Here is an 11,691-nt window from a genome sequence, read left to right as displayed (position 1 = left end):
CACCCTCTGTCTTACGCGGCCTTGGCCGACGCGATGTAGCCGTCGATGACGTTCTCCAGCGTGGTCAGGGGCGTGCCCCCGGCCAGCAGTCCAGCGTCGTGGAACTTGCGGATGTCGAACTTCGGACCCAGAGCGGTCTTTGCCTTATCGCGCAGGCGCATCCACGTGATCTTGCCGACCATGTAGCTGCAGGCCTGGCCCGGCCAGACGCAATAGCGTTCGACCTCGCGGGTGGCCGCGCCCTCTTCGTCGCCGATCTGCTCGACGTAGTACTTGATGGCCTGTTCGCGGCTCCAGCCCTTGTGGTGCAGGCCGGTGTCGACGACGAGACGCACGGCGCGGAACAGGGCGTCGTGCAGCATGCCGATCTGGCCCATCTTGTCGGTCTCGTACATGCCCATCTCCACCGCCAGCTCCTCGGCGTAGAGACCCCAGCCCTCGGAATAGCCCGAGAAGCCGATGGCCTTGCGGATCAGCGGGATGCCCTGGCTCTCGTTGTTCAACGCCAGCTGCAGGTGATGGCCCGGCAGGGCTTCGTGATAGGTCAGGGTCGGCAGGGTGAAGCGCGGCTGGGCCGTGGTCGTCACCAGGTTGATCCAGTAGATGCCCGGACGCGAACCATCGAGCGGCGGCGAGTTGTAGGAGCCGCCCGGAGCGCCCGCCTCGATGGCCGGCGGCACGCGGCGCACTTCAACCGGAGCCTTGGGCAGCTGGCCGAAATAGGCCGGCAGCTTCTTTTCGATGACCTTGATCTGGGCGTTCAGGTCGTTGATCAGCTCGACCTTGCCGGCGTCGTTGTCCGGATAGTGCTGCTTGGGGTCGTCGTAGAGCGAACGGAAGCGCTCGCCGACGGTGCCCTTGGTCAGCCCCTGGCTGCGCATCAGCGTGTCGGTCTGCGCCGACAGCTTGGCCACCAGGTCCAGGCCCAGCTTGTGGATCTCGTCCGGGGTCAGGTTGGAGGTGGTGTAGTTCTTCAGGGACGCGGCGTAGATCGCCGGGCCGTTCGGCAGCTTGCCGATGCCCGCGTCATGACGCGCCTTGGGGCGCAGGCCTTCCAGATAGGCGATCTGACGGCCCAGGGCCGGCAGGACGCTGTCGGTATAGATCTTGGCGGCGCGCTGGCCGTACTCGGCCGACAGGCCCTTTTCCTTGGTCCGGCGGACGATCGACTCCACCAGGGTGGCCTTGTCGAGCGGCTGGTCGCGCAGGGACTTCATCTGCACCAGCGCCTTGTCGATGACAAAATCAGGCGGGGTGACGCCCAGTTTCTCATCATGTTTGGCGACGTCCAGCTCCTGGTCGAGGGCCGGGCCCATGGCCGCAAGTCGGGCGAGATAGGATTCGGCGTCGGCGGCGTTCTCGATGCCGTGCATGGTGTCCATGAAGTCCGGCGCCTGCTGGTACAGGCCCGACAGCTGGCTGAGCACATAGACCGAGCCCTGACCGCGCAGGGTCGGGCTGGACTTGGCCAGCTCCTCATTCACCGACAGGGTGAATTCGACGGTGTCGTAGTTGACCACGTCCATGCCGGTCAGCTTGGCGCGGTCGATAGTGCGCAGCTGCGCCAGCTGGCGGGCGTTGATGGCGGCGTTCTCGCGCTGGGCGGCGGGCGACAGGTCGCTGATCTTGCTCTTCAGGCCAGCCATCGCGCCTTTGTCGAGGCCCATATAGGTGGCGTATTCCGGCGAGCGTTCGAACGCGGTCTTCATGAAGCCATCGAACATGGCGTTCATCTTGACGGCTTCCGGCGAGGCGGCGGCGGCCATGGCCATGCGCGGCGCGATGGCGGCGAGACCGGCGATGGCGGTGAATTGAAGCAGTTGTCGGCGGCTTTGCATTGTCCGCTCTCCCTATCCTTTTATCGAGGACGGAAGCGGTACCACTTACCCGTGCGCCGTCGAGGCCCGAGGTATTAATTCCGCGTAATAAACACCTCACCGAACGCCATTTCGCCACGTCCTGACGAGGCGGTCGCCCGCGGCAAGGGCGTGAAGGCGCTGGAAGAAGGCTCAATCACCGGCCCCGCCTTATGCGGCTGGGCGCAGGAGATCGGCGACGGCAAGTCCGACACGGCCAAGGCCACGACGCTGATCGCCGGCCTCGGTCGGAAACAAGATCCTCCCCGGCGGGGATGACTTCTAGGCCGCCTGAAGCTGCTGCTTCACCCGCTCGGCCAGGACCTTGATGTCCAGGGGCTTGGGCAGGAAGGTGACCCCGGTCTCGCCCTCCAGCAGGTCGGAGAACTCCGCCTCGGCGTAGCCGGAGATGAACATCACCGGCGCGGTTCCCAGATAGCCGCGCGCCTTCTTCAGCAGGGTCGGGCCGTCCATGCCGGGCATGATCACGTCGGAGATCAGCAGGTCGATCGAGCCTGCGTTCTCTTCTGCCAGGACCAGGGCTTCCTCGCCGTCGGCGGCCTCGATCACCTCATAGCCCCGGGCGCGCAGCAGGCGCGCGGCGACGCCCCGCACCGCGTCCTCGTCCTCCACGAACAGAATCCGGCCGGCGCCGGAAAGATCGCGGGCCACGGTGCGGGTCTTCACCGGCTCCACGGTCGGCGGCGTGATCACGTCAGGGGCGTGGAACACCGGCAGGAAGATGCGGAAGGCCGCGCCCGAACCGGCCTTGGATTCCACGTGAATCCACCCATCCGACTGCTTGACGATGCCATAGACGGTGGCGAGGCCCAGTCCCGTCCCCTCGCCCACCGGCTTGGTGGTGAAGAACGGGTCGAAGATCTTGCCCATCACCTCGCGCGGGATGCCCGGGCCGTCGTCCGACACCTCGATCAGGGCCAGTTCGGCCGGCGGGCCGTTGTAGCCGAGCTTGACCGCCTCGGCGTGATCCAGGCGGGCGGTGCGGATCTTGACCATGCCGCCGCCCTTGGCCGCGCGTACCGCGTCGCGGGCGTTGACGGCCAGGTTCATCACCGCGGTTTCGAGCTGGCTCTTGTCGGCCCGCACCTTGGGCAGGTCGCGGCCGTAGTCGGTGACCAGCTTGACGTCCTCGCGCAGCAGGCGGCGCAGCAGAACCTCGAACTCGCTGATCAGCTCGCCCAGGTCCAGGGTCTCGCGCTGGACCGTCTGCTTGCGCGAGAAGGCCAGCAGCTTGCGCACCAGATCGGCGGCGCGCACGCCGGTCTGGCGGATCTCGTTCAGACCCTCGTAGGACGGGTCGCCCACGGGGTGGCGATGCAGCAGCTCGTCCAGGCGAAGCTGGATGGCGGTCAGCAGGTTGTTGAAGTCGTGCGCGACGCCGCCGGCCAGCTGGCCGATGGCCTGCATCTTCTGCGACTGGGCGAGCTGCAGCTCCATCTGCTTCTGCTCGGAAACGTCCACCAGATAGGCCGTCAGGCGCTTGCCGATGCGGGCCAGATAGAGGTGGGCGATGCGCGACGGGTCGTGAGCCAGGCGCACCTCGACCGGGCCTGCGCGGCCTTCGGCCACGCCAAGGGCGGCGTCGAGATGGCTGTTCTTGTCGATCAGGTCGCCGAAGGTGACGCCCTCGATCGCCTTGCCGCCGGTCATGGCGCCGAGCGCGCCGTTGGCCTCGACGATCTTGGCGGCGAAGACATCGGCGCCTTCCAGCAGCGCGGCGCCGAAGGGCGACGAGGCCGCCAGGGCGTCCAGGGCGGCGGGTCCGGTCTGGACCGGCTCTGGCATGGCGAACACGGAGGCGGTCGGCTGGGGCGCCACGACCTCGGCCGGCAGGCGCAGCGGCTCGGCCGGCTGCTCCAGCATGCGGATCAAGAAGCGGCCGCGGCCCAGCGGCGACACCGAGGCCGGACGATCGATGCCGTCGACGCGCAGGGTGGCGCTGGCGGCCTCGCCCCGGCGCGCCTTGACCAAGGCGGTGAACAGGCCGGACGCGGCGCCGTTGCGCGGCAGGCGGCGGGATTCACCCAGGCCCGTGCGCCAGGCTAGGTTGGCGCTGAGGATGCGACCGTCGGGCGCGGCGGTGGCGGCGGCTTCGGGCAGCGCCTCCAGGAACGCCTCGCCCTCCACGTCCGTCACCGGCTGGGCGGAGCTGCGGAAGGCCACGAGGCCCAGGCACGCGACGCCGATCAGGCCGGCGAGCAGCAGCAGGCCAGCCAAGGTCGCGGGCCCGGCCTTCATGGCGGGCACCGCGGCGAAGCCGACGGCGAGGGCGAAGAACGCCCCGGCCATGATCACCAGGGGATCGAAACGCCGTTTGCGCGTCGCCTTTTCGGTCTTCTCAGACATGGCGCCGTTTTCCAAATTCTCGAGACGAATCAGTTGTGTGACAGCTGACAGGATACGCGTTTAGAGCGGACGCGCGCGCTGCCCGCTCTTCTTGCCCTTGTTGAGAATGAAGCTGATGATCTTGGCCACGGCCTCGAAGTGCTCGGCCGGGATCTCGTCATCCACCTCGACGCTGGCGTAGAGGGACCGGGCCAGGGGCGGATCCTCGATCACCGTCACCCCATGCTCCTCGGCGACGCCGCGTATCTTCAGGGCGATATCGTCGACGCCCTTGGCCACGCAGATGGGCGCGGCCGTCTCCCCCGGCTCGTAGCGCAGGGCCACGGCGTAGTGAGTTGGGTTCATCACCACGACCGTCGCCTTGGGAACGTTCTGCATCATCCGCCGCCGCGACTGCTGCATGCGGATCTGGCGCTGGCGGGCCTTGACGTGCGGGTCGCCGTCCGACTGCTTGTGCTCTTCCTTCACCTCTTCCTTGGACATGCGCATGCGCTGAGCGAAGCGGATGCGCTGGAAAAAGTAGTCGAAGGCAGCGGTGGCGATCAGCAGGATCAGCACCGCCCAGATCAGCGACTTCAGCAGCTTGATTGCCAGGGGCATCATGGCGCTGGGCGCCAGCCAGGCGAGGTTCTGCAGCTCGGGAATGTGCGGGCGGATCGTCACGTAGGCGACGATGGCCGTGACCACGAGCTTCACGAACGTTTTGGCGAACTGGACCAGGCCGTCGGGACCGTAAATCCGCTTGAAGGCCGACAGTGGGTTCAGCTTCTTCAGATCCGGCTTCAGCTTGTCCGGCGTGAACATGATGCCGCTTTGGAACAGGTGGCTGCACGCCCCCGCCAGGGCGGCCACCGTCGTCACCGTCGCCACCATGGGCAGGGCCGCGCGGACCGCCTGAAGGCCGACCTCCAGGGCTCCGGCCTCGTCCATGGGAAACTCGTTGGGGTGTGCGATGAACGGCAACAGGTCATTCATCAGCCGCTGGGCGAAGAACCCGCCCATGGACATCAGCACCGCCACCCCGCCGACCAGTGTGGCCAGCTGCGAGACGTCCTGGGATTTGGGAACGTCGCCCTTCTCCCGCGCCTGCGAGAGTTTTCGCGGGGTTGCTTCTTCTGTCTTGTCGTCCAACTCCGCCATGGCCCGCTCCTAGTTGAAGACCTGGAGCAGGGCCCGATAGCGGTCGGCCCAGACGACGCCGATGATCCCCAGCCCGAGGGCGAGGATCGACAGGCCCATGAGGACGCTGAGCGGCGAGGTGACGAAGAAAATCTGGAACTGCGGCATCACCCGGCTGATCAGGCCGACGGCGACGTTGAGCACCAGCGAGAAGACGATGATCGGCGCCGCCAGTTGCACCCCCAGGGCGAAGGCGTCGGCCACGGTCCGGATCATCAGGGTGACGCCGTCGTTCACGTCAACCGGCTGGGTGAACGGGAACAGGCTGTAGGAGCGCACGATCGCTCCCAGGAAGAGATGGTGCAGGTCGGTGGTCATGATGATCATGACACCCAGCAGGCCCAGGAAGCTGCTGATGGCGTTGCCGTTCATGCCCTGGGCCGGATCGACCGTCTGGGCGAAGGACAGGGTGGTCTGGATGGCGATGATTTCACCGGCCACGTTCAGGGCGGCGGTCAGGGCCCGCAAGATCATCCCGATCATCAGGCCGACCAGGACCTCCTTGATCACCGCCCCGCCCATCTCGCCGACGGTCCCGGGCGGGCCGCCGACATTGGCGGCCACGATGGGCGTTATCAGCAGCGCCATGAGGAAGGCGAAGGCCAGCCGGATGCGCGGCGGCACCGCGTCGTCGCCGAAGCCGGGGATCAGCATGACCATCGCGCCGAGCCTGGCGAAGACCAGACCGCCGGCGTAAACCTGGGCTGCGGTCGCGTAGTATTCCAAGGCCGCCTACATTCCCGCGATGCGCGCGGCGATCTGGCGCATGAAGCCCGACATCAGGGCCCCCATCAGCGGCAGGGCCAGCAGCAGGGTGATGAACACGGCCACGATCTTGGGAGCGAAGACCAGGGTGGCTTCCTGGATCTGGGTCAGGGCCTGCAGCAGGCCGATGCCGACACCGACGATAAGGCCGACGATCAGGGCCGGCGCGCAGAGCTGCAGCGTCAGCCAGATGGCGTCACGGCCGATATCGATGACTTCGGGGCCGGTCATGCGGGGCCTCAGGCAAACTGCGTCGGCTGCTTTTCTTAAAGAGAGTCGCCGCCGCCGTCAGATCGGCATGCGCATGATTTCCTGATACGCGCTGATCACCTGGTCGCGGACGGCCATGACCGTCTCCAGACTGGCCTCGGCGGAGGAGATCGCGGTGACCACGTCCAGCAGCTCGGCCTTGCCGGCCGCCTGCTTGGCGATCTGGCCTTCGGCGGCGCGCGAGGCCTGGACCGCGTCGCCCATGACAAATTCCAGCATGTCGCCGAAGGTCTTCTGGCGGGAGTTGGACAGGCTGGCCACGCCGTCGGACAGGCTGCCCATCGGCGAGATGCCCTGGGTGCTGGCGTAGGCCTTGGCGGCGCTGAGCGGAGTGATCATGGGTCAGCCTAGCGCTTGAGAATGTCGAGGGTCTTGCTGTCCATCGAGCGCGCGGTCTCGATGACGTTTAGGTTCGCTTCGTAGGCGCGCTGGGCGGCGCGCATATCGAGCGATTCCACCAGGGTCTCGACGTTCGGCATCTTCACGTAGCCGGTGGCGTCGGCGCCCGGGTGACCGGGGTTGAATTCTTGCTTGAACGCCTTCTGGTCGGGCTCGACCCGCGACAGGCGCACGCCCTCCCCGCCGCCAACGGCGTGCGGTTCGAAGATCGGGTTCTGGCGTCGATACGGATCGCCGCCCGGGGTGCGGGCGGTGGAATCGGCGTTGGCGATGTTTTCGGCGATGATCCGCATGCGCGCCTGCTGGGCGCGAAGGGCCGAGGCGGCGACGGCCTGGGCGGTTGCGGTCTGCGAATTGATCTGCGGCATCTAGCGCTCCGGCTCCTTACCGCGGCTTCTGCGCGGCCATGCGCAGCATGCCGAGCGACCGTTGGTAGAAACCGATGGCCGCGTCGTAATTCATCTTGGCGTCCGCCATCTTCAGCATCTGGTCTTCGAGCGAGACCGCGTTGCCGTCGAGGGTCGTGTCGGAATCGGGCGCGTCGTACGGACGCAGCTCCCGCTGCTGGGCGGAAATCTGCCGCTTGGGCGGCGACAGGTGCATCGCCGAGGTATGAGTCGTCGAAACCCCCGGCCGCAGGCCCGAAGAGCCCAGGGCCGCATCGAACGTGAACGCCCGCAAGTCCTTGGCCTTGTAGGCCGGGGTGTCGGAGTTGGCGACGTTCTGGGAGATCACACGCTCGCGCTGGCTCAGATAGCCGAGCCGGCTCTTGAGCATTGCGAAGACTGGAATATCGAGCGGGTTCATGATTCCAAAAGGTGAAAGAACAAGGTTAACGACGCATTAACCACGTCCTTCCTGAGCCCGCCCCATCGCCTGGCAGCCCCGACTCGGCGCATGGAGCGAACATGGGATTTGTCGACTTCATCCGCGCCGTGGCGGCCCTGGGACTAACGCTTGGCCTGATCGGCCTGGCGGCCTGGCTGATGCGCAAGTACGGCCCGGAATGGATGCTCAAGGTCCAGCTTGAGAAGAAGCAGCGCCGCATGACGCTGGTGGAAACCCTGCCCCTCGATCCGACCCGCCGCTTGGTGCTGGTGAAGTTGGATGGCGAAGAGAGGCTGATCATGCTGGGCGAAGGCCGCCTTCTGGCCACCCAGCCCGCCCTGCCCGAAGTCGAGACCGCCCCGGAGACCCAAGCGTGACCGGCCTTTGGAAGATCGAGCGCGCCGACCTGAAGCGCGCCCTGCTGGTGGCGGGCGTCACGGCGGCCGCCTCCTTCGTCTGGCCGGCCATCGCCATGGCCCAGGCCCTGAACGTCAATCTGGGGACAGGCGCCGGCCTGACCGAGCGGGTCGTCCAGTTGATGGGCCTGTTGACGGTGCTCTCCCTGGCGCCATCCATCGTCATCATGACCACCTCGTTCGTGCGGATCACGGTGGTGCTGTCGCTGCTGCGCACGGCGCTGGGCACCCAGCAGGCGCCGCCCAACTCGGTGCTGGTCAGCCTGGCGCTGTTCCTCACCGCCATCGTCATGCAGCCGACCTTCCAGCGGTCCTATGACGAGGGCATCCGCCCCCTGCTCGACAACCAGATGGAGTTGCCTCAGGCGTTCGACGCCGCGGCCGATCCGGTGAAGAGCTTCATGCTCAGCCAGGTGGATCGCGACGACCTGGCCCTGTTCGTGCGGCTGTCGAAGATTCCCCGCCCGGCCACGGCCCAGGACACCCCTCTGCGGGTCGTCACCCCGGCCTTCATGATCAGCGAGCTGAAGCGCGCCTTCGAGATCGGCTTCCTCCTGTTCATCCCGTTCCTGGTCATCGACCTGGTCGTGGCCAGCGTGCTGATGAGCATGGGCATGATGATGCTGCCGCCGGCGGCGATCTCGCTGCCGTTCAAGCTGATCTTCTTCGTGCTGGTGGACGGCTGGCGGCTGGTCTGCGGCAGCCTGGTGGAAAGCTTCACCCGAGGCCCGCCCGCGCCGGGGGGTTAAGCTTTCTTGGCGGCCGGCGCCTTGGGGGCCGCCGGCTTGGCGCGGAAGCGCTCTTTCATCTTCGTCACCCAGCCGGAGAAGGCGTCGCTGTCGGCGGCGATGCGGCTGAAGTCGCTGGCGGAAGCCACGTCGCTTTCCGGCCCCGCCAGGGCGACCCGCAGGGCGTCGGGATTGCGAGCCTGCTCCAGCAGCGGGCTGTAGCGGCCACGCAGGCGGTCGAGGGCGGTCTCGTCGCCGGCCAGGCTGTAAGCCACGGCGGCGCGCAGCAGCTTGCCCTCGTCGTCGGCGGCCAAGGCGGCTTCGGTCTTCCAGCGCTCCCCCAGCGAGGTTTCCAGCATCTGGCCGGCGGCCGGCCAGTCACGCTGCTTCCAGGCGGCCTCGGCGCGGATGTCGGAGGCCTCTCGCGAGCGGTCGTTCTCGATGATCTCCAGCCCGGCGTCGGTGCGGCCCAGCATGACCATGGCCCGCGCCGTGATCAGGCGGCGGTCGGCGTTCAGGGCCGCCGGCAGGACGGTGGTGCGCAACTCGTTGATGGTCCGCAGGGCGTCCTCGGGCTTGCGGTTCATCAGGTAGATGACCGCCAGGTCCGTGGCGATCTGGGACTTGGCGACGCCGTCCAGGCGGTTGTCGACCTGATACTTCAGTAGGTCGCCGGCCTGGTCCAGCAGGTCCACGTCCACCAGCCGGCGGACCAGGTTGCGCACCATCAGGTCGCCGTCGGCGCCGATAGGGGTTAGGTCCTTGAAGTCGTAGAACAGGGCCAGCGCCTGGACCGGCTGCAGGCCATCGGCCATGCCGTCGAGGAACAGGGCGCGGAACGCCCCGGACAGGTCGGAATGCAGCGCCCGCGCCTCGGGATGGTCGGGCAGCTTCTGGCCGGCCGAACGCAGCGCCTCCAGCGCATCGCGGTAACGACCCTGGCCCAGATAGAGCGCGCCCAGGGTGCGTATGGTCTTCAGCTCGGTGGCGTCGCCGCGCCAGCGGAAGCGCAGCTGGTCATAGACGGCCGCGGCCTTGTCGGCCGGCAGCTTGCCGTCCTCGTACGCGATGCGGGTGGCGTTCAAGGTGGCCGGCGCGGCCAGGCCGTCCAGCGGCGCGGTGGCCACGGCCTTGAACACGTTCAACGCCCGGCGGCGATCGCCGCTGGCCTCGAACAGGCGCGCCTGAACCAGGCGAACCTTCAGCTGCTCTTCGGCCGGAATCTCGTTGGCCAGCGCGGCGGCGACGCCTTCCTTGGCGGAGACCAGGTCGCCCTGCTCCAGCGCGGCCTCGGCGTCGGCGGTGGCGAAGCGCGCCTTCCAGATCGGGGAGAAGTGTTCGAAGGCGGGCGTGCCTTGCTCGAACATCTTGCGGGCCGTGGCCCAGTCGCCGGCCTTGGTGGCGGCGTAGCCGCGCCACAGGGCCGAAGACGCCTCGCCCAGCAGAACGGGCGCGGACAGGTCGGCCTCGCCCTCGGCATAGCGGCCGACCATGATCCGAGCCATGCCGCGCAGGCCCCGGAACTCGGCGTCGCCCATCAGGCTCTGGCGACTGCGGGCGGCGGCGTTGAGCACGCCGATCGCCTCGTAGCCCAGCTCGTTGCCGACCAGGAAGCGGGCCAGGGCCATGCGGGCGGCGACGGGCGCGTCCTTGCCGGGCGCACGGCCCAGGGCGACCTCTTCGGCGGCGGCGTCCTGCAGGGCGTTGTATCGGACCAGGAACTTGCCCTTCTCCGAACGCGCCCAGGTCTCGTCGATCAGGGCCGGCATGCCGGCCGGCTGCGGCGCATCGAGGCTGGCCTCGGCCCGCGGCTGCGCCGTCGAGGGCGACAGGGCCAGGCCCTTGGGGCGGCCGATACGGACCAGGTCGCCTTCAACCGAGAAATTCAGGTCGCCGGCATAGGGCTCGACCGCCAGACCCTGGCTGGACGGCAGGACCGCCAGTTGCACGAACTCGCGCCGGGCGGCCACGCCCTTGGCCGGCGCCATGGCGGGGATGACGGCCAGGCGGTCGCCCACGGCGGGGTCGTCGATCCAGATGGCGCGGCTGGCGCCCGACAGCTCGGCCTTCAGGCCGGCGGGGGCGGCTTCCAGATCACGCTCGACGGAGACGCCGCCGGCGCCGGGGCGCCGCGGGCCCAGGGCGATGTTCCAGCGCGGGCCTTCGCCGCTGGCCTGGGCCGTCACCGTTTCGGGCGCGATGATGCGCAGGGCGGCGAAGCCTTCGCCCTGCAGCGTTTCGAGGCGAGCGTACTGCGCGGTGCTGCGCGCGGCGCCGGACACGTCCAGGCGCGCGGGGGCGTCGAACACCACCCAGATCGCCTCGCCCCGGCGGAAGACGGCGGCCGGGGTCGGGGCGTTCCAGTCGACGACCAGACGGGTCTGCAGACCGGCCACTTCCGAGCGCACGCGGACCACGCCGCCGGCCGGGACCGGATTGACCTTGGGCGTCTCGACCGGCCTGGCGGCCTCGGCGACCTTGGGCGGAGCGGCGAACAGGTTGACGAAGGTCTGGCCGTCGGACTGGCCGACCTTGGCCTCGGCGTCGTCGGCCAGGGTCAGGGCGATCTCCAGCCGGCCGCCGACATCGCGGCTCTCGACCTTCTTCAGCCACTTGGGCGGGAACGCCTTCAGCGAGGCGATGTCGGGCTTTGCCCCACGGCTGAACCGCAGGGTCAGGACCTGGCCTTCGCGCTTGGTCGAGACGCTGGCGCGGCCGTTCCAGTGGAACTCCAGCCGGGTGAAATCCTTAGCCTGGGCCACCCGCACGTCCAGGGGGCCGCGCGCATCGGTCTTGGCCGGCGCGGCGGCGCCGGCTGGAACGACAGTGGCGGCGATGCAGACCGCCGCCACTCCGCCGCGCAGGACCATGCGCAGGCTCATC

At 68.2% G+C, this 11,691-nt stretch carries 11 protein-coding genes; 2 read left to right on the top strand and 9 right to left on the bottom strand.

Annotated elements, in window-relative coordinates; all coding sequences use genetic code 11:
* Positions 1-11: 11 nt before the first annotated feature.
* The 8 genes from ABOZ73_RS14955 to ABOZ73_RS14920 form a co-directional block, all read right to left on the bottom strand.
* Positions 12-1,838: a DUF885 family protein gene (locus ABOZ73_RS14955; protein ID WP_369058936.1), complete on the bottom strand. Its 1,827-nt coding sequence runs from the start codon at positions 1,836-1,838 to the stop codon at positions 12-14.
* 300 nt (positions 1,839-2,138) lie between these two features.
* The gene (cckA, locus tag ABOZ73_RS14950; RefSeq protein WP_369058935.1) at positions 2,139-4,223 is read right to left on the bottom strand and encodes a cell cycle histidine kinase CckA; all 2,085 of its coding nucleotides are present in this window, start codon (positions 4,221-4,223) and stop codon (positions 2,139-2,141) included.
* A gap of 60 nt (positions 4,224-4,283) precedes the next feature.
* The gene (gene flhB / locus ABOZ73_RS14945; RefSeq protein ID WP_369058934.1) at positions 4,284-5,363 is read right to left on the bottom strand and encodes a flagellar biosynthesis protein FlhB; all 1,080 of its coding nucleotides are present in this window, start codon (positions 5,361-5,363) and stop codon (positions 4,284-4,286) included.
* A gap of 9 nt (positions 5,364-5,372) precedes the next feature.
* Positions 5,373-6,128 (bottom strand): flagellar biosynthetic protein FliR, encoded by a 756-nt coding sequence (gene fliR / locus ABOZ73_RS14940; RefSeq protein ID WP_369058933.1) that lies wholly within the window; start codon positions 6,126-6,128, stop codon positions 5,373-5,375.
* A gap of 6 nt (positions 6,129-6,134) precedes the next feature.
* The gene (gene fliQ, locus ABOZ73_RS14935; RefSeq protein ID WP_369058932.1) at positions 6,135-6,398 is read right to left on the bottom strand and encodes a flagellar biosynthesis protein FliQ; all 264 of its coding nucleotides are present in this window, start codon (positions 6,396-6,398) and stop codon (positions 6,135-6,137) included.
* 57 nt (positions 6,399-6,455) lie between these two features.
* Positions 6,456-6,776, bottom strand: coding sequence for a flagellar hook-basal body complex protein FliE (locus ABOZ73_RS14930; RefSeq protein ID WP_369058931.1), 321 nt, complete (start codon positions 6,774-6,776; stop codon positions 6,456-6,458).
* An 8-nt stretch (positions 6,777-6,784) separates the two neighbouring features.
* Positions 6,785-7,204, bottom strand: coding sequence for a flagellar basal body rod protein FlgC (flgC, locus tag ABOZ73_RS14925; protein ID WP_369058930.1), 420 nt, complete (start codon positions 7,202-7,204; stop codon positions 6,785-6,787).
* Between the two features lie 16 nt (positions 7,205-7,220).
* Positions 7,221-7,643, bottom strand: coding sequence for a flagellar biosynthesis protein FlgB (locus ABOZ73_RS14920; RefSeq protein ID WP_369058929.1), 423 nt, complete (start codon positions 7,641-7,643; stop codon positions 7,221-7,223).
* Positions 7,644-7,744: 101 nt separating this feature from the next.
* Here ABOZ73_RS14920 and ABOZ73_RS14915 point away from each other — a divergent pair, with 101 nt between their 5' ends.
* The gene (locus tag ABOZ73_RS14915; RefSeq protein WP_369058928.1) at positions 7,745-8,041 is read left to right on the top strand and encodes a flagellar biosynthetic protein FliO; all 297 of its coding nucleotides are present in this window, start codon (positions 7,745-7,747) and stop codon (positions 8,039-8,041) included.
* The gene (fliP, locus tag ABOZ73_RS14910) at positions 8,038-8,829 is read left to right on the top strand and encodes a flagellar type III secretion system pore protein FliP (RefSeq protein ID WP_369058927.1); all 792 of its coding nucleotides are present in this window, start codon (positions 8,038-8,040) and stop codon (positions 8,827-8,829) included. Before ABOZ73_RS14915 ends, fliP begins: the two co-directional genes overlap by 4 nt.
* Here fliP and ABOZ73_RS14905 read toward each other — a convergent pair.
* The gene (locus ABOZ73_RS14905) at positions 8,826-11,690 is read right to left on the bottom strand and encodes an endoglucanase (RefSeq protein ID WP_369058926.1); all 2,865 of its coding nucleotides are present in this window, start codon (positions 11,688-11,690) and stop codon (positions 8,826-8,828) included. The two genes, fliP and ABOZ73_RS14905, sit on opposite strands and share 4 nt — an antisense overlap.
* Position 11,691 lies beyond the last annotated feature (1 nt).

Origin of the sequence: Caulobacter sp. 73W, assembly GCF_041021955.1 — a bacterium.
In the GTDB taxonomy this organism is placed as follows: domain Bacteria; phylum Pseudomonadota; class Alphaproteobacteria; order Caulobacterales; family Caulobacteraceae; genus Caulobacter.
This window is presented reverse-complemented; position numbering and strand designations above follow the sequence as displayed.

What these genes read in the sequence shown, in the direction of transcription:
- ABOZ73_RS14955 (WP_369058936.1), bottom strand. Translation starts at nt 1,838, where the DNA reads ATGCAAAGCCGCCGACAACTGCTTCAATTCACCGCCATCGCCGGTCTC.
- cckA (WP_369058935.1), bottom strand. Translation starts at nt 4,223, where the DNA reads ATGTCTGAGAAGACCGAAAAGGCGACGCGCAAACGGCGTTTCGATCCC.
- flhB (WP_369058934.1), bottom strand. Translation starts at nt 5,363, where the DNA reads ATGGCGGAGTTGGACGACAAGACAGAAGAAGCAACCCCGCGAAAACTC.
- fliQ (WP_369058932.1), bottom strand. Translation starts at nt 6,398, where the DNA reads ATGACCGGCCCCGAAGTCATCGATATCGGCCGTGACGCCATCTGGCTG.
- ABOZ73_RS14930 (WP_369058931.1), bottom strand. Translation starts at nt 6,776, where the DNA reads ATGATCACTCCGCTCAGCGCCGCCAAGGCCTACGCCAGCACCCAGGGC.
- flgC (WP_369058930.1), bottom strand. Translation starts at nt 7,204, where the DNA reads ATGCCGCAGATCAATTCGCAGACCGCAACCGCCCAGGCCGTCGCCGCC.
- ABOZ73_RS14920 (WP_369058929.1), bottom strand. Translation starts at nt 7,643, where the DNA reads ATGAACCCGCTCGATATTCCAGTCTTCGCAATGCTCAAGAGCCGGCTC.
- ABOZ73_RS14915 (WP_369058928.1), top strand. Translation starts at nt 7,745, where the DNA reads ATGGGATTTGTCGACTTCATCCGCGCCGTGGCGGCCCTGGGACTAACG.
- ABOZ73_RS14905 (WP_369058926.1), bottom strand. Translation starts at nt 11,690, where the DNA reads ATGAGCCTGCGCATGGTCCTGCGCGGCGGAGTGGCGGCGGTCTGCATC.